Source organism: Clavibacter sp., assembly GCF_014802555.1.
GTDB lineage: Bacteria > Actinomycetota > Actinomycetes > Actinomycetales > Microbacteriaceae > Clavibacter > Clavibacter sepedonicus.
In genome coordinates this window covers 1-26,352 of sequence record NZ_JAAVCB010000082.1, presented here as the reverse complement: position 1 = coordinate 26,352, position 26,352 = coordinate 1, and the positions used below count along the sequence as shown (strand labels likewise).

The window sequence follows — 26,352 nt, the reverse complement described above, 5'->3', positions numbered from 1 at the left end:
ATTCTGTCAGGCGGCGGGCGGCCGCTCCGGCGCCCCGGGCGACCCCTGCTCCTCGGCCAGGTCGAGCCACGGCTGGATGCGCGGGGTGAACGCGTCGATGAGGGCCTCGAAGCCGCGCATGGCCCGGTCGCGGTCGCCGGAGATCACGAAGTCGAACTGGAGGCCGTAGGACCCGGCCTGGAGGAGGTCGGCCGTGTCGAGGGCGACGTCGTCGGGGACGCCGTGGGCCAGCATCCACTCGAGCGCGAACCGGCGCCACGCGGAGACGCTCGCGATGGCATCCGGCCGGACGACGCCGTCGCGCGTGCGGAGGAGCGCGGCCTCGAACTCGAGGCGCTGGAAGTCGCGGTTGACGTCGGTGAGGCGCCAGCCCCAGGCCCGGGTGATCCACTCGCGGAGCTCGCCGGGGCCGATCTCCCGCGGGTCGCCCTCGACCATCTCGGCCTGGCGCTGGTCGACGGCGTCCATCGCGGCCTCGAGCAGCCGCTCCTTGGATCCGAAGTGGTAGACGAGCACGAACGTGCTCTCGCCGAGGGCGTCGGCCAGCCCGCGGAAGGTCACCGACTGGAGCGGGTGCGCGCGGAGGTGGTCGAGGATGTGGGCCAGCAGGTCCTGGCGGCGGTGCGGATCCGGAGCTGCCACGCCTCACCATAACGCCCGTGATGGACATGGGGCGAAGACCCGTACGGTGTGAGCGCCCAGATCTGTCCGTCGTCTCCTTCGGGTGGATGCGACGGACACGGCGGCCCGGGATCGGGTAAATCCCGGGCGACGCCCCCGCGGGCCGGACCTCGCCTCAGGCGCTCCGGCCCGCGCCGGGGGCCGTGTCGTCATCGGCCGCGGCGCCCGCAGAGCCCTCGCCCGCGGCGCCCCCGCCCGCTCCGGCTGCCGGCTCGGCCGCGCGGATCTCCGCGGTCAGCGACCGCAGCGTCGTCCGCAGCGCGCGCTCCGCGTCGAGCCCCCGCGACCTCGCTGAGACCACGACCGCGAGCAGCAGCCGGCCGAGGTCGTCCTCGTCGTCGACCGGGATCGCGGCCGGTGCGTCCGCCTCGAGCAGCCCGACGCGCTCCGCCCGGCCGAGCAGCTTGTCGGCGAGGGCGAGGGACGGCATGCCCATCGGGATCCCGTCGACGACGCTCGTGCGCGCCGACTTCTCGCGGTCCTTAGCGGCGCCCCAGACGCGCAGGACCTCCTCGACGATGTCGGCGCGCTCGTCGCCGAAGACGTGCGGGTGACGGCGCACCATCTTCTCCGTCGCGGTGCGGGCGACGTCGGCGAGGTCGAAGCCCCCACCCTCGGTGCGCGCGATGTCGGCGTGGAACACGACCTGGAGGAGCACGTCGGCCAGCTCCTCGCGCATGCCGGGCACGTCGTCGGTCTCGATGGCCTCGACGAGCTCGTGGCTCTCCTCGAGGAGGTACGGGACGAGGGTCCGGTGCGTCATCCCGCGGTTCCAGACGCAGCCGTCGGGGGCGCGCAGGGCGGCCATGGCGGCGGCCAGGTCCGCGACAGCGTCGGCTCCCGAGGCGGCGGCGGATGCGGACGACGCGGCGGATGCGGACGGGGACGCGGGCTCGCTCATCCCGCCATCCTCGCACCGGCCCGCCGGTAGGCTGGTGGTCGGTGTGCCGGGAAGTCTGGTCGGCGGCGGGTGACCGTCTCCCCCTCCCCCGACCCCGGAAGGCCTCCATGACCTCCCTCATCCGCTCCGAGCGCGTCGCCGCCGGACTCCTCCTCCTGGCCGCCGTCGTCGGCCTCGTCGTCGCGAACACCCCGGCAGGGCCCGGCCTCATCGCGTGGGCCGACGGGCACCTCGCCGTCCCCGCGATCGGCGTCGACCTGTCGCTCCGCCACTGGGTGAGCGACGGCCTGCTCGTGGTCTTCTTCTTCATCGTCGCCGTCGAGCTCAAGCACGAGTTCCTGGCCGGCGGGCTGGACAGCGTCTCCGCGGCGCTCGTGCCCGCCATCGCGGCGGTAGGCGGCGTGGCGGTGCCGGCGGGCGTGTACCTCGCGATCACCGCGGGCAGCGGCCTCGAGCGCGGGTGGCCGGTGCCCACCGCGACCGACATCGCCTTCGCGCTGGGCGTCCTCGCGGTCTTCGGACGCGGCCTGCCCGCCGCCGTCCGCGTCTTCCTCCTCGCGCTCGCGGTGCTCGACGACCTCATCGCCATCGTGATCATCGCGGTCTTCTTCACGACCGACCTCGACGTGGGCGCGCTCGGCCTCGCGGTCGCGGGCGTCGTCCTGTTCGCGGTCGTGGGTCGCCTCGGCGTCGGGCGGACGGGAGCCGCACGGATCGCCGTGGTCGCGCTGCTGGTGCTCATCGCCCTGGTGACCTGGTGGGCGACGCTCTCCTCCGGGATCCACGCGACCATCGCGGGCGTCGCGCTCGGCTTCGCGCTCCCCCGCCTCTCGGGCCTCCGCGCGGCGCACGCGCTGGAGCCGGCCTCGAACGGCATCGTCCTGCCGCTGTTCGCGTTCTCCGCTGCGCTCGTGGCGATCCCCGCCGTCGGGCTGGCCGAGCTGGCCCCGGCGTTCTGGGGCATCGCGCTGGCGCTCCCGCTCGGGAAGCTCGTCGGCATCACGGCGGGCGGGCTGCTCGGGGCATGGGTCGCGCGCCGCCGGGGCGCTCCCAGCGGGCTCGCGGGGCGGGATCTCGTGACCGTCTCGCTCCTCGGCGGCATCGGCTTCACCGTCTCGCTGCTGATGAGCGAGCTCGCGTTCGCCGGCCTCGACGAGGTGCGCGACGAGGGCACGCTCGCGGTGCTGCTCGGCTCGGGCGTCTCGATCGTCGCGGCGGCCGTTACGCTGTCGATCCGGAGCCACCAGGCCCGCCGTGGAAGTGCGGCCGCGGAGGAGGACGACGCGACGCGCGACGACTTCCCGGCGCACGTGGACGGCGGGCCGGCCCCAAGCTGATCCTGGAGCGGCGTCCACTCGTAGACCGCCCGTGGAGGGGCGAACGCCGCCTCAGTGCTTAAGCGCGGACGGCTAACCCGCAACACGAGCTCGTGTCAATAGGCCCGAACGACCAAGACGACAGCCCATACCCTGACCTCTCAACCGTCGTGATGAGGAGAGCCCATGGAGCCAGCGAGACCAGCATCCCTACCCCAATCCCGTCGATTCATACATACGTTCGCGTTGGCCTCGATTGCGCCGTGCTTTTGGATAGCCGGGCTCGTGGTGAACATCGCATCTCCGAGTAGCGCTAGCGCGCTTCCTCAATTCGCATGGGTGTCGGTCTGGGGCGTGACCCTCGGGGACGTGACGACGAACTCGCTATTGTCCTACCTCGCAGTGACAATAGTCTTGTTTGGAATCTCGCTCGGAGGGCAATCGACCTTCGAGGACCAGAAGCACCAAGAACGCGTGAGACGCAGCGTTGGCGCCGTCGGCGTGTTGATGGCAGTCGCGGCTCTCGTCCTCACGACCTTCGCCGTCGGGGCGACATTCAGTGATGTGCGGAGAATCCCCGCGCTTGTCGTGATACTCCCTGCAGCCGCCACTTGCTGGCTGCTCGGCATGGAGGTCGGCCGCTTCGTCGTACCCGATCACGAGACCCAGCTGACCGGGACGGCTGCCAGCTTGTCCAAGGCAGAGGATCGTCTTCGTCGAGTCGAAAGCTCGATCCCCGAGGCAGCCAGCGTGAAGCCGCCGCTATGGATAATACTCGGCCACGCATTCGCCTTTTCGGTCATTGCAGAATTAGCCATCGAACAAAAATCCGAGAATACGTGGGTCATCGCATGCGTAACTTTCGTCGGCATGGCGATGGGTCTCATTGTCTTCACACAACTCGGCGCAGGTTCCCTCGGGGTCGAGAGCCAGTTGGCCGCCTTCGGCATGTGCGCAATGGCTTTTATCCTCTACGCTGTGCTTCTTTCCATGTTCAACATCATCGCCCTCTTCACCAGCGAAGCTCCAGTCGAATGCATAGCCGTTCTGTACGGCGCGGAATTGCTGGTTCCAATACTCTGCTCACACTTGTGGCGAATGCTCCCTGAGGCTCTGTTCACGGCCTCCCTCTCCGGCGCGATGGCCTGGGTATTTCGGAACGACTCGCTCAGGACGGTCCGAAATCTGACGAGGAGACTCAATGACCTCGAGCGTCTTCGCGCAACCGCAGCACCGAAAGGCCTCCGTGAACGGCTACGCGCGGCCGGACGGACCTTCGTGAGTTGAGACTTGACAGATGATGAGGACTATGACGACAAAAGGAGGGATCACGCCTTGGGGGCGGACTCCTTCGCGGCCGGCGCCGGCTCGACGGTGAAGACCGCGTCGAGCAGCTGGCGCACCCAGTCCACGAGCTCGGCGTCGGGCAGCGGCTCGCCGTCGCGCTTGGGCAGCGGCACCGTGACGGCGTTGGTCTGCGCGAACAGCCGGCTGCCCGGGTACATGCGCTGCAGCCGCACCTGCTTGCTGTCGGCGAGGTCGGCCGGAGCGATGCGCAGGTTCCGGCCCATCGCGACGACCTCGCTGAGGCCCGCCCGCTGCGCCACGCGGCGCAGACGCGAGACCCGCACGAGGTTGTCGACCTCAACGGGCGGCTCGCCGTAGCGGTCCGACAGCTCCTCGATGACCCGGTCGATCTGGTCGTCGGTGGCCGTGGGCGAGGCCGCGGTGGAGAGCTTCTGGTACGCCTCGAGGCGCAGCCGCTCGCTGTCCACGTACTCCTCGGGGATGTGCGCGTCGACCGGCAGCTCGAGCCGCAGCTCGGTCTGGCCCTCCGCGACGTCGCCGCGGAAGGTCGAGACGGCCTCGCCGATCATGCGCAGGTACAGGTCGAAGCCGACGCCCTGGATGTGGCCGGACTGCTCGCCGCCCAGCAGGTTGCCGGCGCCGCGGATCTCGAGGTCCTTGAGCGCGACCTGCATGCCGGATCCCAGCTCGTTGTTCGCCGCGATGGTGGACAGCCGGTCGTGCGCCGTCTCGGACAGCGGCTTGTCGGCGTCGTAGAGGAAGTACGCGTACGCGCGCTCCCGCCCGCGGCCGACGCGCCCGCGCAGCTGGTGCAGCTGGCTGAGGCCATACTTGTCAGCCCGGTCGATGATGAGCGTGTTCGCGTTCGCGATGTCGAGGCCGGTCTCGATGATGGTGGTCGAGACGAGCACGTCGAACTTGCGCTCCCAGAAGTCGACGATGACCTGCTCCAGCATCGCCTCGCTCATCTTGCCGTGGGCGACGGCGACGCGCGCCTCGGGCACGAGCTCGGCGAGCTCCGACGCGACCCGGTTGATGCTCGAGACACGGTTGTGCACGAAGAACACCTGGCCCTCGCGCAGCAGCTCGCGGCGGATGGCGGCGGCGATCTGCTTCTCGCTGTTCGGCCCCACGAACGTGAGGATGGGGTGCCGGTCCTCCGGCGGCGTCGCGAGCGTCGACATCTCGCGGATGCCCGTGACCGCCATCTCGAGCGTGCGCGGGATGGGCGTGGCCGACATCGCGAGGATGTCGACGTTGGCCTTCAGCTTCTTCAGCGCGTCCTTATGCTCCACGCCGAACCGCTGCTCCTCGTCGATGATGACGAGCCCCACGTCCTTGAACGCGATGCTGCCCGTGAGCAGGCGGTGGGTGCCGATGACGACGTCGACCGAGCCGTCCTCCAGCCCCTTCACGGTCTCGCGCGACTCCTTCTCCGACTGGAAGCGGCTGAGCTGACGGAGGTGCACGGGGAACCCGGCGAAGCGCTCGGAGAAGGTCTCGAAGTGCTGCTTCACGAGCAGGGTCGTGGGCACGAGCATCACGACCTGCTTGCCGTCCTGCACGGCCTTGAACGCGGCGCGCACGGCGATCTCGGTCTTGCCGAAGCCGACGTCGCCCGAGACCAGGCGGTCCATGGGGATGGGGCTCTCCATGTCGCGCTTGACCTCGTCGATGACGGTGAGCTGATCCGGCGTCTCCATGAAGGGGAACGCCTCCTCGAGCTCGCGCTGCCACGGGGTGTCCGGCGGGAAGGAGTGGCCGCGCGACGCCATGCGCGCCGAGTAGAGCTTGACGAGCTCGACCGCGATGTCGCGGACGGCGCGGCGCGCCTTGCCCTTGGCCGCGGCCCAGTCGCTGCCGCCCATCTTGCTGAGGCTCGGCTCCTCGCCGCCGACGTAGCGGCTGAGCAGGTCGAGCTGGTCGGTGGGCACGAAGAGCTTGTCGCCCGGGTAGCCGCGCTTGGAGGGCGCGTACTCGATGACGAGGTACTCGCGCCGCGTCTTCACGGTGTCGCGGCCGCCCGAGGAGACCTCGCGCTGGGTGAGCTCCACGAACTTCCCGATGCCGTGCGTGGTGTGCACGACGTGGTCGCCGGGCTTGAGCTGCAGCGGATCCACCACGTTCTTGCGCCGCGTGGCGAGCTTCTTGACCTGGCGGCTGTCGTAGCCGGCGGCGCGCCCGTAGAACTCGCTCTCGGTGAGGAGCGCGAGCTTGACCTCGGGCATCTCGAAGCCCGCGTCGATGGCGGAGCGGAGCAGGTAGGCGATGCCGGGCTCGGGCTCGGCCGGGAACTCCTCGACCACGCGCGCCGGGACGCCCGCGTCGCGGAGCACGGTGTCGGCGCGCTCGACGAGGCCGGATCCCTGGGCCACGACGCCCACGGCCCACCCGGCCGCGAGGCGCTCGCGCACGTGCTCGATGGCGCCGTCGGCGTTGCCCGCGAAGCTCGGCACGGGATCCGCCTGGATGCGCACGGTCATGACCTCGTCGATCCCGAGGTCCTCCGGCAGCACGTCGGTGGCCTGGAAGCCGGAGAGGGTCCACCAGCGACGCGGGCCGCGGGCGTCGCGGAGCCTCCCCAGCGAGAGGAAGTCGCCGGACGCGAGGTCGATGGGCGCCTGCGCGCCTGCGGTCGCGGCGTTCCAGGCGGCGTCGAGGAACTCGCGGTTGGTGTCGGCGAGGCTCTGCGCGCGCGTGGACACGCGCTCGGGCGAGACGACGGCGATGGCCGCGTCCACCGGCAGGTAGTGCGTGACCGGCACGAGCCTGTCGACGAGCGCGGGCGCGAGCGACTCCATGCCCTCCACCGGGATGCCCTCCGCGATCTTCGCCAGCATCTGCTGGAGGTTCGGGAACTCGTGCTGCATCTCGCGGGCGCGCTGGCGCACGGGCGCGCTCAGCAGCAGCTCGCGGCTCGGCGGCAGCTCGACCGAGGTGATCTCCTCCTCGAGGGACCGCTGGTCGGCGACCGCGAACGGCCGCATCTGGTCGACCTCGTCGCCGAAGAACTCGACGCGCACGGGGTGGTCGGAGACGGGCGGGAACACGTCGAGGATGCCGCCGCGCACCGCGAACTCGCCGCGGCGCGTGACCATGTCGACGCGCGAGTACGCGAGGTCGACGAGCCGGACGGCCAGCTCGGAGAGGTCGTGGCCGCGGCTGCCGGTGGCGAGCTGCACGGGCGCCAGCTCCGTGAGGTTGTCGGCGACGGGCTGGAGGGCCGCGCGCACCGAGGCGACGATGACGAGCGGGCGCACCTGGTCGGCCGGCACCTCGCGCGCGCCCTGGCCGAGCGCGGCATGCCACTGCTCCATGCGGCGCAGCGCGTGGATGCGCTTGCCCACGATCTCGGCGCTCGGGCTCAGCCGCTCGTGCGGCAGCGTCTCCCACGCGGGGAACTCGAGGATCTCCGCGTCCGGCAGCACCGCGTCGAGGCTGCGGCGCATGCCCTCGGACTCGCGGCCGGTGGCGGTGACGACGAGCAGGCACCCCGGGATGCCGCGCTGGATGCGCTGGCGGAGGAGCCCCGCGAGCAGCGGCCCCTGGAGCCCCTCGGTGAGGGAGAAGTCGGCGTCGCGGGAGGCCGATGCGAGGGCGTCGTCGAACGTGGAGGCGCGCGAGAGCGCCGGGATCAAGCCCTGGAGGATCACCAGATGATCGTACGCGCCGCCACCGACAGGGCCGCCTCCGTCCGCCGTGGGCGGACGCGGGACGCGCGGACCGGGCCGGGCGCGGATCAGGACGCGGCGGTGTGGAAGCGCAGCTGCGCCGCGATGAGGCCCTCGGAGGCGATCATCTCGACGGCGTCGGCCGCGTCCTCCAGCACGTTCGGCAGCACCTGCCGCTCGGTGGAGGAGAAGGGCTTCAGCACGAAGTCGGCGGCGTCCTGGCGGCCGGGCGGGCGCCCGATGCCGATGCGCACGCGCGTGAAGTCGCCCGTGCCGGCGGAGGAGATGATGTCGCGGATCCCGTTGTGGCCGCCGTGACCGCCGCCCTGCTTGAGCTTCATGGAGTCGAACGGGATGTCGAGCTCGTCGTGCGCGACCACGAGCTGCGCGGGCTCGAGCGAGAAGTACGAGAGGAGGTTCGCGACCGGCCCGCCGGACAGGTTCATGAACGAGTTCGGCTTCGCGAGGATGAGCTTCGGACCGCCCGGGACGGCGCGCCCCTCCGCGACCTGCGCGTTGGCGCGATGCGAGCGGAACGTGGCGCGCATCCGGTCCGCGAGCACGTCGAGCGCCATCTGGCCGACGTTGTGCCGCGTGCCCGCGTACTGCGGGCCGGGGTTGCCGAGGCCGACCACGAGCAGGGTCCGGTCGTCCACGTGCGCTCTCCTCGGTAGGTCGATCGCATCCGGCGCGGATGCGCGGAGCCCGCCGGCCGCTGCCGGTGATCCCGGACGGCGGCCGACGGGCTCCGTGGTGCTGGTCGTGCTGTCGTGCTGGTCGTGCGTGCGGCCGGAGCCGCGGGCGATCGCTACTTGTCGTCGCCCGACTGGTCGCCCGTGGCGCCGTCGTCGGTGACCGCGACGTCCGCGTCGCCCTCGGCCACGACGTCCTCGTCGACCGCGTCGGTCGTGAGGTCGAGCTGCGGCACGGAGATGGCGAGCACGAGCGTCTCGGGGTCGGTCACCAGGTTGGCGCCGGCGGGCAGGTCGACCTGGCCGACCGTGATCTGCGTGCCCTCCTCGAAGCCCTCGATGGAGACGGTGAAGCGCTCCGGGATGTGGGTGGCCTCGACGTCGACCGTGATGGATGTGTTCTCGAGGTTGTGGATCGTGCCGGGGTAGGACTCGCCCTCGACGTGGATCGGGACCTCGACCTCGACGCGCTCGCCACGGCGGACGACGATGAGGTCGACGTGCTCGATGATCTGGCGCACGGGGTCCTTCTGGACGTCCTTCACGAGGACCAGCTGCGGAGTGCCCGCGATGTCGAGCGTGATGATCTGGTTCGCCTTGCGGATGATGAGCATGAGCTCGTGGCCCGGCAGCGTGACGTGCTGCGGGTCGGTGCCGTGGCCGTAGATGACCGCGGGGATCTTGCCGACCGCGCGGATCTTGCGGGCCGCGCCCTTGCCGAACTGCGTGCGCAGCTCCGCGGAGAGGTTGTTGTCAACCATGGTGTCGCTCCAATTGCGGCCCGTGAGGGCTCGCGTCGTGTGTCTGTCGTCTGCTCGAACGCTTGCGCGTGAGGAATGAGGTGCGAGCCCCGTCCACCGCGTCGATAACGGACCGCCGCCGCGCTCGCGCGCGGCTCTTGCGATCCCTCGCCGAAGTTCAACCCCCGATGCTACCGGACGGACGGGTCCCCGGTCGACGCGTCCGCCGAGGCCGCGGCCGAGGCCGGGGCCGAGGCCGGCGCGGGCGATCCCGGCGCGGGCGGCATGGACTGCCCGACCCGGAGCCGCAGCCCGTCGTGCACGCCGTCGACGACGTCCTCGAACGCGACCGGCGTGCCGAGCGTCGCCGAGACGTAGACGCTCACCACGGTGGCGAGCGAAACGAAGGCGTCGTCGACCGTGACGCCGGCCGGGCGGCCGACGCGCAGGGCGTCGGCGATGTCGTCGTACTGGCGGTAGTGGCCCTCGAGGTAGGTGTTGTCCAGGCGCGGCGAGCGCGGCAGGTCGGCGTCGTGGATCTCGAGCTCGGCGTCGTTGCGCACGTCGGCCTGGGCGGGCACGCCCGACGCGGGCGCCGCGTGGAAGTAGGTGAGGGATCCGGCCTCGATGACGGCGGATCCGCGCGTGCCCTGCACCTGCACGCGGGTGTCGAGGCCCGGGTACCCGGCGGTGGTCGCCTGCAGCGTCGCGAGGGCGCCGGACGCGAAGCGGATCACGGCGACTGCGACGTCCTCGACCTCGATGCCGTCGTGGGCGAGCAGCGCGGTCTGCGCGTACACCTCGACCGGGCGGCCGAGGTAGGAGACGAGCAGGTCGAGCGTGTGCACGCCCTGGTTCATGAGGGCGCCGCCGCCGTCGAGGTCCCACGTGCCGCGCCAGTGGCCGGAGTCGTAGAAGCCCTGGCTGCGCCACCACGGAGCGCTGGCGACGGCCGAGGTGAGCCGGCCGAGCCGGCCGGAGCGCACGGCCCGGTCGACGACGACGCTCGACGGGTTGAAGCGGTGCTGGCTGATGACGGTCGAGAGGATCCCCCGCCCGGCGGCCTCGCGCGCGAGCTCCGCGATGCGGCGGCCGCGCGCGAGGTCGACGTCGAGCGGCTTCTCGATGACGACGTGGAGGCCGGCGGCCAGCGCCTCCTCGGCGAGGCCGATGTGCAGGCCGCTGGGCGTGCAGATGACGACGAGCTCGGCGGCGTCCGCGCGGATCAGGTCGCCGAGGTGCGCGAAGACGCGCGGGCGCTCGGCGCGCAGCTCGTCGACGAGCGCGGCGACGCGGAACTCCGGGTGCTCAGCGAGGACGCGCGCATGGTGCGTGCCGATGACGCCGCAGCCGACGATCGCGACGCGGATGGGCTCGTGGACGACGGCGGCGGGCGCTCCCTCGACGGCGGCGGGCGCGGCGTCGGCCTCGCGGACCGCGGCGGACGGGACGGCGGCGGCGTGGTGCCCGGGCTCGGACGGCGCTGCCGCGTCCGCGGCGGCGCCCGTGTGGGGCACGTCGGACCCCGACCGCGCCTCCCGGACGAGCGCGGGGACGTCCGCCTCGGGCACCGCGGCGGCGGGCTCGGTCGAGGTGGCCGGCGCGTCGTCGACCCGGCCGGGTGACGCCGTGCGGCCGCCGGGCAGCAGCTCGCGGACGGCCGCGTCCGCGAGCGCGACGGGATCGTCGGTGATGTCGAGCGTGATCCCCTGCTCGTCGTCGCCGAGCGGCTCGAGCGTGCGCAGCTGCGACGACAGGAGGCTCGACGGCATGAAGTGGCCCTCGCGTCCGCCGAGGCGCTCGGCCAGCAGATCGTGGTCGCCGACCAGGTGCACGAAGACGGCGTCGGGCGCGGCGGCGCGGAGGATGTCGCGGTAGGAGCGCTTGAGCGCGCTGCACGCGACGACGGGTCCGCCCTCGGGACGACCGGCGAGCGCGCGGCCCACCTCCTCGAGCCAGGGGCGGCGGTCGTCGTCGTCGAGCGCGTGGCCCTCGGCCATCTTGCGGCGGTTGGCCTCGGGGTGGAGGTCGTCGCCGTCGATGAACGGGACGCCGGCGTCCTGCGCGAGGAGCTCGCCGACCGTCGACTTCCCGGATCCGGAGACCCCCATCACGATCACGGGCGGGAACGGGCGGACGGCGTCGATGCGGATCACTCCCTGCGGTTCGGTGAGGAACTCGTGCGGCGCGACCGTCTGGGTGCGCTCATCCATCCTACGAGACGCTCCCCGACGCCCCGCTGACGGTCGGGGGCCCGGGCGTAGCCTGAGGACGACTGTCGACAAGGAGGCATCAGATGTCAGATGACCAGCAGGCCACGGCGAACATCGGGGTGGTGGGGCTCGCGGTGATGGGGTCGAACCTCGCCCGCAACCTCGCCAGCCGCGAGGGCAACACGGTCGCGGTGTACAACCGCACCACCCAGAAGACCACCGACCTCGTCGAGGAGCACCCCGAGGCGGGCTTCGTCGCCGCCACCACCATCGAGGAGTTCGCCGCCTCGCTGCAGCGCCCCCGCACCGCCATCATCATGGTCAAGGCCGGACGCGGCACGGACGCGGTCATCGAGCAGCTGACCGAGGCGTTCGAGGAGGGCGACATCATCGTCGACGGCGGCAACGCGCTGTTCACCGACACCATCCGCCGCGAGAAGGAGGTCCGCGCGAAGGGCCTCCACTTCGTCGGCGCCGGCATCTCCGGCGGCGAGGAGGGCGCGCTCAAGGGCCCGAGCATCATGCCCGGCGGCACGGCCGAGGCGTACGAGACCCTCGGCCCCATCCTCGAGTCGATCGCCGCGGTCGCGGAGGGCAAGCCCTGCGTCACCCACATCGGCACCGACGGCGCCGGTCACTTCGTGAAGATGATCCACAACGGCATCGAGTACGCCGACATGCAGCTCATCGCCGAGTCGTTCGACCTGCTGCGGCGCGTCGGCGGCCACGAGCCCGACGCGATCGCCGACGTGTTCGAGGAGTGGAACGGGGGCGACCTCGAGTCGTACCTCATCGAGATCACCGCCGAGGTGCTCCGGCAGAAGGACGCCGCGACCGGGAAGCCTCTCGTCGACGTCATCGTCGACCAGGCCGGGTCCAAGGGCACGGGCGTCTGGACCGTCCAGAACGCGGTGGGCCTCGGCGTGCCGGTGGGCGGGATCGCGGAGGCCGTGTTCGCGCGCGCCGTGTCCTCCAAGCCCGAGCAGCGGAAGGCCGTGCAGGCGACGATCACGAGCCGTCCGGAGATTCAGTCCGGCGGCGACACCTTCGAGGACGACGTGCGCGCCGCGCTCTACGCGAGCAAGGTCGTCGCGTACGCGCAGGGCTTCGATGCGATCGAAGCGGGCGCGAAGGAGTACGGCTGGGACATCGACAAGGGCAAGGTCGCGGAGATCTGGCGCGGCGGATGCATCATCCGCGCGCAGTTCCTCAACCGCATCGTCGAGGCGTACGAGAAGGACTCCGGCCTCGCGACGCTGCTCGAGGACCCGTACTTCGCCAAGGCCGTCGCCGACGGCGAGCAGGCCTGGCGCCGGGTCGTCTCGGTCGCCGCGCTGTCGGGGATCCCGGTGCCCGGCTTCGCGTCGGCGCTGAGCTACTACGACTCGCTCGCCTCCGAGCGCCTGCCCGCCGCCCTCGTGCAGGGCCAGCGCGACTTCTTCGGCGCGCACACGTACCACCGCACCGACAAGGAGGGCACCTTCCACACGCTGTGGTCCGGCGACCGCTCCGAGGTCGAGGCCGAGGACACCCACTAGCGGCCAGCCGACCGTCGCCGACGCCCCGCCGCCCGTCCCGGGCGGCGGGGCGTCTGTCACACTGGGGCGGATGGACGAGGACGAGCACCCGGAGCTCGCGGGCTACGAGCCGCACCGCCCGCGGAGCCTGCGCAGCAGGCGCACGCTGCTCGTGATGCGGGTCGTCGTCGTGGTCGGCATCGTCAGCCTGCTGCTGCCCGGCGTCGTGACGATGGTGCGCGTGGGCGCGAACACAGCCGACATGGCCTGCGCCGACTTCGTGGCGTACGAGCGTCCCGACTCCCCCTCGTACGAGGTGCGCTTCCAGCTCTTCGGACCCGGCGTCGTCGGGTACGAGTGCTATACGCGGTACGCCTTCGGCGGCGACGAGCACATCGTGTCGCTCGGGCTCATCCCGTCGGGGCGCGTGGCGCGCGAGGTCGTCGAGCGGAACTCCCGGGACTGATCCCGAGGCCGCCCGCGTGGGCGGCCGCACCGCGGTGGTGGGGCCTAGGCCGCCCCGTCGACCATGCTCGTGACGGATCCGTCGTCGAACACCTCGTGGATCGCGGCGAAGCCATCCCGGTCTTCTTCAGCGTATTCGCGGCGAGGACGGTAGTGGGGCCGGTGTCGATGAGGTCGCCGACGGGGAGGTAGACGCGACCCCCGGCGTCCCTGGCGAGGACATGGGCCCGAATGCTTGCGACCGGATGCCGCGGCACCGCCCCACCTCAGCGGGCAGTACAGCCGTCCTGCAAATCTCCTGTGCAGTTCTCACACGCGCAGGTCGAGGGCAACCTATGTTCTGAGCACCAGCCGGATCCCCTAGTGAGTGGATCTGCCGACGACGCGAAGGAGATCCTTACCATGCATAGTCCCCAGGCGCGAAACGCGGATACCTGATGCCGTTCTACGACGCCTTCTGGTCTGTCGCCATCGGCACCACCGCCCTTCTGGCCGTGATCGCGCTCATTCAAGTCGTGCGACGCCGAAGCACCATCACCACGAATTCGGCCGCGATCTGGATCATCGTCATTCTCATCGCGCCGATAGTGGGGGCCTTGATGTGGTTCCTCGTGGGCAACAGGACTACACCGAGCCACAGCCAGGCAGTTCGTCATACTCATCTCGGCCACACGGACAGGAGCGCATGATGCGGAGTCCCAGGAGATGGAGCTCCCTGACTGCCGGAGCAGTCCTCGCCCTGCTCGCCTTGGCTCAGCCCGCGAACGCGGCTCCCCATTCTCACCGCGCCTTCGATGACACCGCGCTTCGTCAGCACATGTCGTCGCTTGGGATACACGCAGAGGTGCAGGGCCGACTCATCGTCAAGTTGAAAGCCGGCCAGCGTGTCGATTCTATGACAGACACCGCATCCGTCTCCACGCAGGTGAGAATCAAAGACGGCTACAGCGTGAGTATCGATACTTACGCAGACGGCTCTGTTGGCGAGACGGGCAACGAGATCGGCCGGCCGGCCACTCCTGACGAGGTGATGGTGATGCAGGCTCGGGCGAAACCATTCGCCTCCCCTTACTACCACGGTGATTCTGTAGACCATGAGGGCCTCATCCAGCCGGACGCGACGGTCGGAATCACGAGTTGCGTGCGCGGCCGTAACGCGGGAGTCGTGTATGCACAGAATTGCCATGTGTATTACAACGGTGTAACCGCCAGCAACAGCTTCAACGCGAACTACCAGCAGTATCCGGGAGGCGGCAAGGCTCAGTACATCGACGGTACGGCTAAGTTCGTGAGTTTCGTGCAGTCCGTGAACAATGAGCACGTGGATGTTTACGACAACGGGTCTCGAATCCGATACTCGTTCAGCACGAGCTTGAATGGCTTCGGCAACATCCCGGGCTTTCTTCAGTTGAAGGTCACTGGGACAGGAGTCTACGTCTCACGAGGTTGACGGAGCGTCAACTCGAATCAACAGCATCCGATGCAGATGGGTCGGCACTCTCGTGCCGACCCATCTGCATGCAACAACGTCCTGGGACAGTCAGACTACGCGGCCCCGTCGAACATGCTCGTGACGGATCCGTCGTCGAAGACCTCGTGGATCGCGCGGGCGAGCAGCGGCGCGATGGGCAGCACGGTGAGCTTGTCCCAGCGCTTGTCCTCCGGGATCGGCAGCGTGTCGGTGACGACGACGGAGTCGATGTGCTCGCTGTCGAGGATCTGCGTCGCCGGGTCGGAGAAGACCGCGTGCGTCGCCGCGACCACGACGCCCGTCGCGCCGTTCTTCTTGAGCGCCTCGGCGGCGGAGACGATGGTGCGGCCCGTGTCGATGAGGTCGTCCACCAGGAGGCACACGCGTCCGGCGACGTCGCCGACGATCTCGTGGACGGTGACCTGGTTGTGCACCTTGGGGTCGCGGCGCTTGTGGATGATGGCGAGCGGGGCGCCGAGCTTGTCGCTCCAGATGTCGGCGACGCGCACGCGGCCCATGTCGGGCGAGACGACGGTGAGGGTCTTCGAGTCGAGCACCGAGCGCATGTGCTCGAGGAGGACGGGCATCGCGAAGAGGTGGTCGACGGGGCCGTCGAAGAAGCCCTGGATCTGCGCGGCGTGGAGGTCGACCGACATGATGCGGTCGGCGCCGGCGGCCTTGAACAGGTCGGCCACGAGGCGGGCGGAGATCGGCTCGCGGCCGCGGCCCTTCTTGTCCTGCCGGGCGTAGGGGTAGAACGGGGCGACCACGGTGATCCGCTTGGCCGAGGCCCGCTTCATCGCGTCGACCATGATGAGTTGCTCCATGAGCCACTCGTTGATGGGCGCGGTGTGCGACTGGATGACGAACGCGTCGCTGCCGCGGACGCTCTCGTCGTACCGGATGTAGAGCTCGCCGTTGGCGAAGGTCCGCGCGTCGGTGTGCACGAGGGTCGTCTCGAGCTCCTCCGCGATCTGCTCGGCGAGCTCGGGGTGCGCGCGACCCGTGACGATCACGAGCCGCTTCTCTCCGGCGGTCTTGATTGCGGACACGGGACTCCGTCTCGTCAGTGCTGCTCGGTGTGCTCAGGCGTCGGACGCGTCGTCCGCAGGCCCGTCGGCGGCCTCGACGGCGGCCCGGGCCTCGGGGGTGCCCGGTCGCTTCGCCTCGGTCCAGCCGACCATGTTGCGTTGCGGCGCCACCGAGATGCCGAGTGCGCCGGGCGGGACGTCCTTGCGGATGACGGCACCGGCACCCGTGTAGGAGCCGGTACCGATCCTAACCGGTGCGACGAGGACGTTCCGCGAGCCGAGGTGCACGTGGTCGCCCACCTCGGTGCGGTGCTTGGACACGCCGTCGTAGTTCGCGAACACGGCGCCCGCGCCGACGTTGCTGTGCTCGCCGATGGTCGCGTCGCCGACGTAGCTGAGGTGCGGGACCTTGCTGCCCGCGCCGATCTCGACGTTCTTCGTCTCGACGTAGGCGCCGATCTTGCCCTCGTCGCCGAGGCGCGTGCCCGGGCGCAGGAAGGAGAACGGGCCGACGGTCGCGCGCGCGCCGATGACGGCGAGCTCCGCGTCGGTGCGGCGCACGGTCGCGTCCTCGCCGACCTCGGTGTCGCGGAGGGTCGTGTCGGGGCCGACCGTCGCGCCGGCCGCGACCGTGGAGGCGCCGAGGATCTGCGTGCCCGGGAGGACCGTGACGTCGGCGGCGAGCGTGGCCTTGACGTCGATCCACGTGGTGCGCGGGTCATGGATCGTCACGCCCGCCAGCTGCCAGCGGCGGATGATTCGCGCGTTCAGCTCGGTGGCCGCGGCCGTGAGCTGCACGCGGTCGTTGATGCCGGCGACGAGCCAGCTGTCGCGCACGGGCAGGGCCTCGATGGATCCGCCCGCGCGGCGGATCACGTCGGCCGCGTCGGTGAGGTACTTCTCGCGCTGGGCGTTGTCGGTGCCGATGGCGCCGAGCGTCTGCCGGAGCGCCTCGGCGTCGAAGACGTAGACGCCGGCGTTGACCTCGTCGATGCGGAGCTGCTCGCCCGTCGCGTCCTTCTGCTCGACGATGGCCTCGAACGCGCCGTCCTGGCCGCGGATGATGCGGCCGTTGCCGGTCGGGTCGTCGAGGCGGGCGGTGAGGAGCGTGAGGTCGTTGCGCGCCTGGCGGTGCGCGGAGACGAGCGAGCGGAGGGTCGCCGCGTCGAGCAGGGGCACGTCGCCCGAGAGCACGACGACCTGGCCCGTGAAGCCGTCGGGCAGGGCCGTGATGCCGACCTCGACTGCGCGGCCGGTGCCGGGGATCTCGTCCTGGTCGACGATGAGCGCGTCGGGCGCGAGCCGGCTGACGACGTCGACGACCTGGTCGCGGTCGTGGCGCACGACGGTGACGACGTGGCGCGCGCCCAGCTCCTCCGCGGTCGCGAGCACGTGGCCGACGAGCGGGAGACCCGCGAGGGGGTGGAGGACCTTGGGGAGGCGCGAGCGCATGCGGGTGCCCTGGCCGGCCGCGAGGATCACGACCGCGATGGACGGACTGCGCGGCTCGCCGTCGACGTCGAGCTCGCCCGTCACGATGGGGATCTCACGCGTCGTCGGCGTGCTGTCTGAGTCGGTCATGGCGGTCTCCCTGGTCCTCGTGCGTCTGTCCGGCGCGGCCGTCGGGCGTGGCTCCGCCCCCAGGATTCGAACCTGGACCTCACAGCTCCAAAGGCTGAAGTGCTGCCGTTACACCAAGGCGGACCGCTCACGGTCCGGCCGTGCGCACGATGAGTCTGCCAGACCGGCGACTGCCGGATCAGCGCGCGACGGGTATGGCGGCCTTACCCGGCGCCGGTGCCACCGGCATCACGCTTCCGGACTCCGTAATTGGCGCGCACGCTTCTTGCACGAAACGCTCGAAGTCAGTGACCATCGATTCCTCAACTAGCAGACCGACACCGAGCTCATTCAGCACAGCAGACCACTCTTCGCCGGGGAAAATCTCTACGGCTATCACTGGCCTCACAGGCAGGGAGTTTCGGACCGAATGACAGTACTTGAGCACCTGCCCGAGTGCCATGCGCATCTGATGTTCGATATTGCTCTCGCTTGCCGATTTAACTTCAACAATGAACGCTTGCGAACCCCCGAGCAAGGCGAGATCGAACCGCGGCCCTTGAATCGACGAGCTAAGACACTGGAACCCCATTGCTTCGGCAACGACAGCTACGGCGTTCTGAATGCGTGCGTGACTGCGCACCGCTCGCTCGTTGCCTGCGTAATTCTCCGCAAAGTAGTGCGGTAATTCGACATCGGCACCCTCATTTGCGCTTACGTACGGCACAAATCCACCCGATCCTTCGACGACCTCTCGTGCCCGAAGAATCGGTTCCGGCACTGAAGTCTCGGAATCATGCTGGTCTAATTCGATTCCATGGACCATCTGCCAGGCCCGCAAGAGGAGCGCGTTCCAAGAGCCGCATAAGTTGCGCACGGTACTTCCGCTGGGAAATATCTCCTGGGATCGTTGCCACTCGTCGTATGACGCCGCGGTAGGCGGACGACCAGTCTCACGCCAGCATGAGATGACCGCGGCAACCGCAGTAGCTTCGTCGAAGCGTTTATCTTGGCCAGAGTGGGGGTTAGCCGGTAAACCCGCGGCCTCCAGCGCGGATCGCCAGCTGCCGAATCGAATGGCCATGACCTGCATCCCGGGCGCGGGACGACCATCTTCGAGCCTAGGATTTTGAATCGCATGCCTCTGGTAGGCCTGAGCCGACAGAGTGCGACCTTCTGCGACAGCCGCGGCCTGCAAGCATCCTATCAACTCCTCATTAGAATACCGCTTCGCCCCTAGGCGCGGCACTCGCGTCAGGACTGCGTAATCCGGCACCGTTTCGGAGATAAAACGCGCGACCCATGACCTTTGAAGCCCCACATCGGCTGCCACCTCGTCAAGATCACGAAGACGAAGGAAGCTTTCTGTCATCGCCGTCGCCTTTTCGGAGACTGCCCTCAAGCGCCTTAGGTCGAGAGTCTCACCCAACGAACGCGGCGAGATGCCAAGCGCGCGCAGCCGCCGACGAATAGCCTCCCGAGTCACCCCCTCCACCAGACCCACTTCGTCCAACGTCAAAAGATCTTCCCTATAGAGTCGCAGCCATTCAGGGGCTTCGGGAGTCTGCCTTACCGGGAGCACCAACACCATGACAGAGTCCTTTTACTTGGGAGACCGAGTGGATTGCAAATTGCTCTACGGCCATATGCGCGCGGCAGGGAGCGATGAACGAAAAGCGTCGTCTCTCGATGTTCGCATCAGCCGCCTCACGCCTCTACCCCTCTTACGCGGGTCTCTTCCACGCGCGGGGACCGGCATGATGGGGGGATGCCCAGCCGCGACGAGGTCGACCGCATCGTCGACGCGTGGCGACGAGAGCGGCCCGACCTCGACTTCTCCCCGCTCGAGGTGCTGTCGCGCGTCGGACGGCTGTCGCGGCTGCTCGAGCGGGCCAGGCGGTCGGCGTTCCAGGAGTCCGAGCTCGAGTCGTGGGAGTTCGACGTGCTGTCGGCGCTGCGGCGGGCGGGCGATCCCTACCAGCTGAGCCCCAAGGCGCTCCTGCAGCAGACGCTCGTCTCCTCCGGCACGATGACGAACCGCATCGACCGGCTCGTGGCGCGCGGCCTCGTGGAGCGGCGGACGGATCCGCACGACGGCCGCGGGATCCTCGTGGTCATGTCGGACGCGGGGCGCACGCGCGTCGACACCGCGATCACGCGGCTCGTGGCGGAGGAGGCGGAGTTGCTCGAGACCCTGCCCGCGGCCGACCGCGACGTGCTGGCGGGGCTTCTGCGGCAGCTGATCCTCGACCTGGACGACGACGGGGCCTGACGCCGGACGCCCGACGAGCGGCGGACGCCCGCCAGCGGGCGGGTGCGCTCAGGCGTGCGCGACGCAGCGGCGCGCGGCCGGACGGATCTCGAGCCGCCCCGCCGCAATCGCCTCGCCGCACACCTCGCAGCGCCCGTAGGCGCCCGCGTCGAGGCGCGCGACCGCGGCGTCGACGTCGGCGAGGCGGACGCGGGCCTCGCGGATCATCGCGTCGGACTGCGAGCGCTCGAACGCGAGGGTCGCGCCCTCGGGGTCGTGCTCGTCGTCGGAGTTGGCGTCCTGGCGGGCCTCGACGATCGCGGCGACATCGCGGTCGAGGCCGCGGATGAGCGCGAGCGTGTCGGCGCGCAGCGCGGCGAGCGCTGCGCGTGGGTCCGCGGGAGCGGGCGCGGCGTCGTCGGCCACCGCTCGGCTACGCGGCGACGGCGACGAGCGCGTGCGCGTCCGCCATCAGATCGACCGAGCGGAGGCGCTCGGGCGTGCGCTGCGAGGCATGCCCGACGATGACCTCGTCGACCCCCGCCTGCTCCGCGAACCGGTTCGCGTAGTCGGAGACCTCGGCGCCCGTGCCGATGGCCGTGTAGGTCATCATGCTGGCGACGTGCGCGCCGACCGGGGCCTCGAGGAGCCGGTCGAGCTCGTCGTCCGTGAAGGTCTGCGTGGCCGGGATCTGGCCGCTCTGGCGGAGCAGCATCATGAGGCGCGCGCGGCGGACCTGGGCGAACTGGCGCTCGGCGTCGGCGCGGTCGTCGGCCGCGATGGCGTTGATGCCGGCGATCGCGTAGGGCGCGTCGAGCTGCTCCGACGGGCGGAAGTCGCGGCGGTAGATCGCGATGGCGTCGAGCAGCATGTCGGGCGCGAAGTGCGACGCGAAGGCGAACGGCAGGCCGAGGGCCGCGGCGAGCTGGGCGCCGAAGGTCGAGGATCCCAGGATGTAGAGGGGCACGCGCGTACCGGCACCCGGAGTCGCGGCGACGCCCGGGACCTGGCTCTCGCCGGAGAGGAAGCCCTGCAGCTCGACGACGTCCTCCGGGAAGCGGTCCGAGGATCCCGGGTCGCGGCGGAGCGCCCGGAACGTGGCCTGGTCGCTGCCGGGGGCGCGGCCGAGGCCGAGGTCGATGCGCCCCGGGTGCAGCGTCTCGAGCGTGCCGAACTGCTCCGCGATGGTGAGGGGCGAGTGGTTCGGGAGCATGACGCCGCCGGAGCCGAGCCGGATGGTCGACGTCTGGCTGGCGACATGGGCGATGAGCACGCTCGTGGCGCTGGAGGCGATCGACGCCATGTTGTGGTGCTCGGCGTACCAGACGCGGCGGTAGCCGCTCCGCTCGGCCTGCTGGGCGAGGGCGACGGAGGCCTGGAAGCTGTCGCGGGCGGTCTCCCCGGGGGCGATGGGGGCGAGGTCGAGGATGGAGAGCGGGACGGTCATGCTCATGCCAACAGCGCGGACGCCTCGACTGTTCCTTGCCCGTCCGAGGCGGGGGCGGCGGGCGCGTCGGCCGTCGTCCGGTCGCGGCGGACCGCATCCGCCCGACGCCGGCGCACGACCGACCACGCCGCCACCCCGCCCGCCAGGAGCACGCAGATCGCGGTGGCGACGAGGATCCGCGCACCCTCCCCCGGCCCCGCCGGCACGAGCGGCAGCAGGATCTGCACGGCGAGCACGAGCATCACCGCCGCGATCACGGTGTCGAGCACGCGCCAGGCGGCGGGCCGCGCGAGCAGGGGCGCGAAGACCCGGGCCGCCGTCGCGAGGAGCGTGAACCAGACGCAGCTGGCGGCCATCGCGCCGATGCCGAACGCCCAGCGGCCGTCGCCGTGGCCGGCCGCGACGGATCCGACGAGGAGCACGGTGTCGAGGTAGACGTGCGGGTTCAGCCAGGTGAGCGCGAGGCACGCGGCGATCACGGCGCCGAGCGCGCGCGGTGCCGACGCGGCGACGGCGAGGCCCTCGGGCGCGACGGCCCGGAGCAGCGAGAGCGCCGCGTAGCCGGCGAGGAAGCACGCGCCGAGGATCCGTATGACGACGATCGCGACGGGCGCCGCCTCGATGACCGCGCCGATCCCGGCGACGCCCAGGCCGATGAGGATCACGTCGGAGACGGCGCAGATGAGCACGACCGGCAGCACGTGCTCGCGCCGGGTGCCCTGCCGCAGGACGAAGGCGTTCTGCGCGCCGATCGCGGCGATGAGCGAGAAGCCGAGGCCGAAGCCGGAGAGCGCGTGCGCGAGCGGGTGCATGGCCTGCACGCTAGGCATCGGGCGGGCATCAGGCCAGCTCATGTTCCTGCTGCACCATTAGCATCGCTGATGATGGACATCCGCACCGAGCACCTCCGCACCCTGGCCGCCGTCATCGACACGGGCACCCTCGACGCGGCCGCCCGCGCGCTGCGTCTCACGCCCTCCGCGGTGAGCCAGCGGATCACCGCGCTCGAGCGCAGCGCCGGCCGCGTGCTCCTCCGCCGCACCCGCCCCGCGACCACCACCGAGGCGGGCGACGCCGTGCTGCGCCACGCGCGCCAGGTGCTGCTGCTCGAGCGCGACCTCGACGGTCTGCTCGGCGTGGGCGACGGCGACGCGCCGCGGGCGGGGACGGCGGCGGTGCCCGTGGTCGTGAACGGCGACTCGCTCGCGTCGTGGCTGCTGCCCGCGTTCGCCGCGCTGGCGACCGAGACCGGGCAGGCGGTGGAGGTGCTGCGCGAGGACGAGCACCACTCCCTCGACCTGCTGCGCGACGGATCCGCGATGGCCGCCGTCACGAGCGTGAAGGACCCGGTGCAGGGCTGCACCTCGGAGCGGCTCGGCCGGATGCGGTACCGCGCGCTCGCGACGCCCGCCTACGTCGCCGCCCACGTGCCCGACGGGCCGACGCCGAGCGCGCTGGCGGTCGCGCCGCTCGTGATGTACGATCGCAAGGACGCCATGCAGGACCGCTGGCCCGCGGCCGGCGCTCGCCCGCGGGCCAGCCGCGCCACTACGTGCCGTCGTCGGCGGAGTTCGTCACGGCGGTCACGCTCGGCATGGGCTGGGGCATGCTGCCGGACCTGCAGAGCGAGGAGCTCATCGCGTCGGGTGCGCTCGTGCCGCTCGACGCGGGATCCCACGTGGACGTCGCGCTGCACTGGCAGCGCTGGAGCGTCGACTCCCCCGTGCTCGCCGACCTCACGCGGCACGTGCGCGCGGCGGCCGCCTCGCTGCGATAGCGGGGCGGCCGCGGCGGGCGGCGAGCGGGACGGATCAGCGCCGCAGCGCCGCCCGGGCCATCCGGTTGCCGGCGAACTGCACCACCTGCACGAGCACGATGATGATGAGCACCGCCGCCCAGGTGACGACCGGCTCGAACTGCCGGTAGCCGTAGACGATCGCGAAGTTGCCCAGGCCGCCGGCGCCGATGGCGCCCGCGACGGCCGTCATGTCGACGATGCCGACGAAGACGAACGTGTAGCCGAGGATCAGCGGGCCGAGGGCCTCCGGGATCAGCAGCGTGAAGATGATCCGCACCGGGCTCGCGCCCACGGACCTCGCCGCCTCGATCACGCCCGGCTGCACCGTGAGCAGGTTCTGCTCGACGATGCGGCTGATCGCGAACGACGCCCCGAGCGACAGCGTGAAGATGATCGCCGGCTGCCCGATGCCGTTGCCCGTGACGAGGCGGGCGAGGGGCTGGGCGGCGACCAGGAAGATGACGAACGGGATCGGCCGGAAGGTGTTGACGACCAGGTTCAGCACCGCGAACACGGAGCGGTTCGGGAGCAGGCTGCCGGCCCGCGTGAGGTAGAGGCCGAGGCCCATCGCGAGGCCGCCGAGCCCGCCGAACAGCAGCGTGAGCAGCACCATCACGAGCGTCTCGACCGTCGACCGGCCGAGCAGCGGCAGGAGCGGGGTCAGCGCGTCCATCTCAGACCACCTCCGTCACGGTGACGCCGGCGCGGTCGGCCGCGAGCACCTCGTCGATGCGCGCGGGGTCGCCCCCGAGTGCGAGGGTCAGGTTGCCGAACGTGCGGCCCTGGATTTCGGTGATGCCGCCGTGCACGACCTCGAACGCGATGCCCGCGGCGGCGAGCGCCCGGAACACCTCGGTCTGGGTGGCGCCGCCGTCCGCGAACGACAGCGTCACGAGCCGGCCGGGGTGGCGGCGACGGAGGCGCTGCACCTCGTCGGTCTCGGGGATCCCCGCGACGACCGTCGAGACGAAGCGGCGGGCCGCGTCGCTCGTGGGCCGGGAGAACACGTCGAACACGTCGCCCTGCTCGATGACGCGGCCGGAGTCCATGACGGCCACGCGGTCGGCGATGGACTTGATGACCTCCATCTCGTGCGTGATGACGACGATGGTGACGCCGAGCTCCTCGTTCACCCGGCGCAGCAGCGCGAGGACCTCGCTCGTGGTCTCGGGATCCAGGGCGCTCGTGGCCTCGTCGGCCAGGAGGATCGCGGGGCTCGTCGCGAGAGCGCGGGCGATGCCGACGCGCTGCTTCTGCCCGCCGGACAGCTCGTCGGGGCGGGCGTGCGCCTTGTCGGCGAGGCCCACGAAGTGGAGGAGGTCGCTGATCCGGCGCTGCTGCTGGTCCTTCGGCATGCCCGCGACCGTGAGCGGGTACGCGACGTTGCCCCACACGGTCTTCGACGTGAAGAGGTTGAACTGCTGGAACACCATCCCGATGCCGAGGCGGAGCTTCCGCAGCTCCCGCTCGGGGAGGCCCTGGATCTCGCGCCCGTCGACCGACACGGTGCCCGAGGTCGGCCGCTCGAGCGCGTTGACGAGCCGCACCAGCGTGCTCTTGCCCGCGCCCGAGTAGCCGATGATGCCGAACACCTCGCCGCGGCGGATGTCGAGGTCGACGTCGGCGAGCGCGTCGAGGCCCTGCTCGCCCTTCGCGCGCGGCGGGTACTGCTTGCCGACGCCCCGCAGGGAGACGTGCGGGGCGTCCGTCATCGGGCCGCCTTTTTCTCGGCGACGGCCTTCTGGGTCGTGGCGAGCAGGCTCTCGAGTTCGTCCTGGGGCGTCTTCAGCGGGACGGCGGTGCCGCCCGAGTTCTCGACGACGGCGTCGACCACGGCGGGGGTGTCCTCGAAGATCCGCGCGAGCTTCAGGTACGTCTCGTTCTCGGCGTCGTCGGCGCGGCTGGCGAAGACGTTGACGTAGGCGAGCGCCTTCGGGTCGCTGGGGTCGTCCTGCGCGAGGGCCTCGTCGGAGGTGAGGCCCGCGTCGGTCACGAAGTCGTTGTTGATGATGACGGCGTCCGCGTCCGGCAGCGAGGTGGCGGTGAGCGCGGCGTCGACCGTGGTGACGGTGACCTTCGAGGCGGCCTGGTCGACGTCGTCGAGCGTGGACACGCTGGATCCGCCGCCCTTCAGCGTCAGGAGGCCCTCGCGCTGGAGCAGGAGCAGGCCGCGGGCGAGGTTCGACTCGTCGTTGGGGAGGATCACGGTGCCGCCCTGCGGGATCTCGGCGACCGACGCGTGCTTCTGCGAGTACAGCCCGAGCGGGTAGATCGCGGTGGCGCCGATGGGCGTGAGGTCGTCGCCCGCGCCCTCGTTGTACTGCGCGAGGTAGACGAGGTGCTGGAACTGGTTGAGGTCGATCTCGCCCTCGCTGAGCGCCGGGTTCAGCTGCGGGTACTCGGTGAAGTCCACGATCTCCACGTCGATGCCCTGCTCCTTCGCTGCCTCGACGAAGAGGGGCCACTGCGGGTTGCTCGCGCCGACGACGCCGATCTTGACGGCCTTGCCGCCGCCGTTGAACGCGCCGGTGGCGAAGAGGACGGCGGCGACGATCGCGAGGACGACGACGACCGCGCCGATGATGAGGCCGAGGCGGTTCCTCCGCTTCGGGGCGTCGATCAGGGGTGCCTGGGTGGTCATGGTGGTCCTCTCGGTGGTGCGGGATCCGGTGCTGTCCGGCGGTGGTGCGGGTGCGGTGCGGCTGACGTGGTGCGGCTGGCGTGGTGCGGGTGCAACGACGAGCGACGCGCGGGTGCGCGCCGGTGCGGTCGAGCGGACGCGCCTCGGCGCCCGGTCGGGATGCCTCGCGAGGAGGCGTGCGCGGGACGAGGGGCCCGCTCGCGGTGCGGGACGCCGACGACGGCCGCGTCCCTGCAGCACCTCGACGGTAGGCGGCCGGACGGGCGCGTGTCGAACCGGGCCGTAACACGGGGACACCCCGCACCCGCCGGGAGGATGTGGCAGGGTCGGCCACGGAGGTGCCCATGCACGAGGACGACGACGCCGTCGCCGCGCTCCCCGTCGAGGAGCTGCGACGCCGCGTGTACGCGCAGGGGGTCGACGAGAGCGACGAGCGGTGGATCCGCGCGGCCGGCGAGCTCGCCCGTCGCGAGCGCGCGGCCCGGGCCGCGGCGGCCGCTCCGGCGTCCGCTCCCGCTGCTCCCCTGGACGACGGTGCCGCTGCTCCCCTGGACGACGGTCCCGCTGGTGCCTCCGACGTCGTCGACGACGCCGCGGCGGCAGACCCCACGACGGAGGACGGCCCGGCCCGCGACGACGCCCCGCCCCG

At 70.9% G+C, this 26,352-nt stretch carries 23 protein-coding genes, 1 tRNA gene and 2 pseudogenes; 10 read left to right on the top strand and 16 right to left on the bottom strand.

The window, feature by feature from the left end:
• Positions 1-6 precede the first annotated feature (6 nt).
• Both HDR73_RS09600 and HDR73_RS09595 read right to left on the bottom strand, forming a co-directional pair.
• On the bottom strand, positions 7-642 hold the full coding sequence (locus HDR73_RS09600) for a TetR/AcrR family transcriptional regulator (protein ID WP_012299727.1): 636 nt from the start codon (positions 640-642) through the stop codon (positions 7-9).
• A 154-nt stretch (positions 643-796) separates the two neighbouring features.
• Positions 797-1,582, bottom strand: coding sequence for a nucleoside triphosphate pyrophosphohydrolase (locus HDR73_RS09595; protein ID WP_287136419.1), 786 nt, complete (start codon positions 1,580-1,582; stop codon positions 797-799).
• A 107-nt stretch (positions 1,583-1,689) separates the two neighbouring features.
• Here HDR73_RS09595 and HDR73_RS09590 point away from each other — a divergent pair, with 107 nt between their 5' ends.
• Both HDR73_RS09590 and HDR73_RS09585 read left to right on the top strand, forming a co-directional pair.
• Positions 1,690-2,919: a Na+/H+ antiporter NhaA gene (locus HDR73_RS09590; protein ID WP_041464672.1), complete on the top strand. Its 1,230-nt coding sequence runs from the start codon at positions 1,690-1,692 to the stop codon at positions 2,917-2,919.
• A gap of 348 nt (positions 2,920-3,267) precedes the next feature.
• On the top strand, positions 3,268-4,185 hold the full coding sequence (locus HDR73_RS09585) for a hypothetical protein (protein ID WP_133064107.1): 918 nt from the start codon (positions 3,268-3,270) through the stop codon (positions 4,183-4,185).
• Positions 4,186-4,226: 41 nt separating this feature from the next.
• Here HDR73_RS09585 and mfd read toward each other — a convergent pair whose 3' ends face one another.
• From mfd to HDR73_RS09565, 4 genes are all read right to left on the bottom strand, one after another.
• On the bottom strand, positions 4,227-7,859 hold the full coding sequence (gene mfd / locus HDR73_RS09580; RefSeq protein ID WP_012299731.1) for a transcription-repair coupling factor: 3,633 nt from the start codon (positions 7,857-7,859) through the stop codon (positions 4,227-4,229).
• Positions 7,860-7,945: 86 nt separating this feature from the next.
• Positions 7,946-8,533 carry an aminoacyl-tRNA hydrolase gene (gene pth / locus HDR73_RS09575; protein ID WP_012299732.1) on the bottom strand — a complete coding sequence of 196 codons (588 nt, stop codon included), beginning with the start codon at positions 8,531-8,533 and terminating at the stop codon, positions 7,946-7,948.
• Positions 8,534-8,685: 152 nt separating this feature from the next.
• Positions 8,686-9,330 (bottom strand): 50S ribosomal protein L25/general stress protein Ctc, encoded by a 645-nt coding sequence (locus HDR73_RS09570; protein WP_012299733.1) that lies wholly within the window; start codon positions 9,328-9,330, stop codon positions 8,686-8,688.
• 170 nt (positions 9,331-9,500) lie between these two features.
• Positions 9,501-11,522, bottom strand: coding sequence for a gluconokinase, GntK/IdnK-type (locus HDR73_RS09565; RefSeq protein ID WP_012299734.1), 2,022 nt, complete (start codon positions 11,520-11,522; stop codon positions 9,501-9,503).
• Between the two features lie 83 nt (positions 11,523-11,605).
• Between HDR73_RS09565 and gnd the strand changes: the two genes are divergently transcribed.
• The 4 genes from gnd to HDR73_RS09545 all read left to right on the top strand — a co-directional run bounded on the left by gnd (position 11,606) and on the right by HDR73_RS09545 (position 14,954).
• Positions 11,606-13,060: an NADP-dependent phosphogluconate dehydrogenase gene (gene gnd, locus HDR73_RS09560; protein ID WP_012299735.1), complete on the top strand. Its 1,455-nt coding sequence runs from the start codon at positions 11,606-11,608 to the stop codon at positions 13,058-13,060.
• Positions 13,061-13,130: 70 nt separating this feature from the next.
• Positions 13,131-13,505 (top strand): hypothetical protein, encoded by a 375-nt coding sequence (locus HDR73_RS09555; RefSeq protein WP_012299736.1) that lies wholly within the window; start codon positions 13,131-13,133, stop codon positions 13,503-13,505.
• A gap of 436 nt (positions 13,506-13,941) precedes the next feature.
• Positions 13,942-14,193 carry a PLD nuclease N-terminal domain-containing protein gene (locus HDR73_RS09550; RefSeq protein ID WP_049791938.1) on the top strand — a complete coding sequence of 84 codons (252 nt, stop codon included), beginning with the start codon at positions 13,942-13,944 and terminating at the stop codon, positions 14,191-14,193.
• Positions 14,194-14,399: 206 nt separating this feature from the next.
• Positions 14,400-14,954: a hypothetical protein gene (locus tag HDR73_RS09545; protein ID WP_133064106.1), complete on the top strand. Its 555-nt coding sequence runs from the start codon at positions 14,400-14,402 to the stop codon at positions 14,952-14,954.
• A gap of 95 nt (positions 14,955-15,049) precedes the next feature.
• Here HDR73_RS09545 and HDR73_RS09540 read toward each other — a convergent pair whose 3' ends face one another.
• From HDR73_RS09540 to HDR73_RS09525, 4 genes are all read right to left on the bottom strand, one after another.
• Positions 15,050-16,027 carry a ribose-phosphate diphosphokinase gene (locus HDR73_RS09540; RefSeq protein ID WP_012299738.1) on the bottom strand — a complete coding sequence of 326 codons (978 nt, stop codon included), beginning with the start codon at positions 16,025-16,027 and terminating at the stop codon, positions 15,050-15,052.
• 33 nt (positions 16,028-16,060) lie between these two features.
• Positions 16,061-17,587 carry a bifunctional UDP-N-acetylglucosamine diphosphorylase/glucosamine-1-phosphate N-acetyltransferase GlmU gene (glmU, locus tag HDR73_RS09535; protein WP_086935916.1) on the bottom strand — a complete coding sequence of 509 codons (1,527 nt, stop codon included), beginning with the start codon at positions 17,585-17,587 and terminating at the stop codon, positions 16,061-16,063.
• Positions 17,588-17,635: 48 nt separating this feature from the next.
• A tRNA-Gln gene (locus HDR73_RS09530) sits at positions 17,636-17,710 on the bottom strand.
• Positions 17,711-17,765: 55 nt separating this feature from the next.
• Positions 17,766-19,157 carry a homing endonuclease associated repeat-containing protein gene (locus HDR73_RS09525; protein WP_012299740.1) on the bottom strand — a complete coding sequence of 464 codons (1,392 nt, stop codon included), beginning with the start codon at positions 19,155-19,157 and terminating at the stop codon, positions 17,766-17,768.
• 177 nt (positions 19,158-19,334) lie between these two features.
• On the opposite strand from HDR73_RS09525, the gene HDR73_RS09520 reads away from it, so the two are divergent.
• Complete coding sequence (locus tag HDR73_RS09520) at positions 19,335-19,838, top strand: MarR family winged helix-turn-helix transcriptional regulator (protein ID WP_012038966.1); 504 nt, start codon at positions 19,335-19,337, stop codon at positions 19,836-19,838.
• Between the two features lie 48 nt (positions 19,839-19,886).
• Here HDR73_RS09520 and HDR73_RS09515 read toward each other — a convergent pair whose 3' ends face one another.
• From HDR73_RS09515 to HDR73_RS09505, 3 genes are read right to left on the bottom strand one after another with little or no spacing between them, the layout of a single operon-like run.
• A complete protein-coding gene (locus tag HDR73_RS09515; RefSeq protein WP_012299741.1) occupies positions 19,887-20,243 on the bottom strand; it encodes a TraR/DksA family transcriptional regulator in 357 nt (118 codons plus the stop codon).
• 7 nt (positions 20,244-20,250) lie between these two features.
• Positions 20,251-21,264, bottom strand: a complete 1,014-nt coding sequence (locus HDR73_RS09510) for an LLM class flavin-dependent oxidoreductase (RefSeq protein ID WP_041464675.1) — start codon at positions 21,262-21,264, stop codon at positions 20,251-20,253.
• 2 nt (positions 21,265-21,266) lie between these two features.
• The gene (locus HDR73_RS09505; protein ID WP_322090914.1) at positions 21,267-22,094 is read right to left on the bottom strand and encodes a LysE/ArgO family amino acid transporter; all 828 of its coding nucleotides are present in this window, start codon (positions 22,092-22,094) and stop codon (positions 21,267-21,269) included.
• Positions 22,095-22,145: 51 nt separating this feature from the next.
• Here HDR73_RS09505 and HDR73_RS09500 point away from each other — a divergent pair.
• Both HDR73_RS09500 and HDR73_RS09495 read left to right on the top strand, forming a co-directional pair.
• A pseudogene (locus tag HDR73_RS09500) lies at positions 22,146-22,745 on the top strand (ArgP/LysG family DNA-binding transcriptional regulator); the annotation flags it as partial.
• Between the two features lie 71 nt (positions 22,746-22,816).
• A complete protein-coding gene (locus tag HDR73_RS09495; protein ID WP_223842652.1) occupies positions 22,817-23,041 on the top strand; it encodes an ArgP/LysG family DNA-binding transcriptional regulator in 225 nt (74 codons plus the stop codon).
• Between the two features lie 34 nt (positions 23,042-23,075).
• On the opposite strand, the gene HDR73_RS09490 is transcribed toward HDR73_RS09495, so the two are convergent.
• From HDR73_RS09490 to HDR73_RS09480, 3 genes are read right to left on the bottom strand one after another with little or no spacing between them, the layout of a single operon-like run.
• Positions 23,076-23,735 carry a methionine ABC transporter permease gene (locus HDR73_RS09490; RefSeq protein ID WP_012299744.1) on the bottom strand — a complete coding sequence of 220 codons (660 nt, stop codon included), beginning with the start codon at positions 23,733-23,735 and terminating at the stop codon, positions 23,076-23,078.
• Between the two features lies 1 nt (position 23,736).
• Entirely contained in the window at positions 23,737-24,774 is a 1,038-nt protein-coding gene (locus HDR73_RS09485) for a methionine ABC transporter ATP-binding protein (protein WP_012299745.1), read from the bottom strand.
• Positions 24,771-25,703: a MetQ/NlpA family ABC transporter substrate-binding protein gene (locus HDR73_RS09480; RefSeq protein ID WP_012299746.1), complete on the bottom strand. Its 933-nt coding sequence runs from the start codon at positions 25,701-25,703 to the stop codon at positions 24,771-24,773. The genes HDR73_RS09485 and HDR73_RS09480 overlap by 4 nt, the downstream gene beginning before the upstream one ends.
• A gap of 344 nt (positions 25,704-26,047) precedes the next feature.
• Between HDR73_RS09480 and HDR73_RS09475 the strand changes: the two are divergent.
• A pseudogene (locus tag HDR73_RS09475) lies at positions 26,048-26,352 on the top strand (hypothetical protein); the annotation flags it as partial.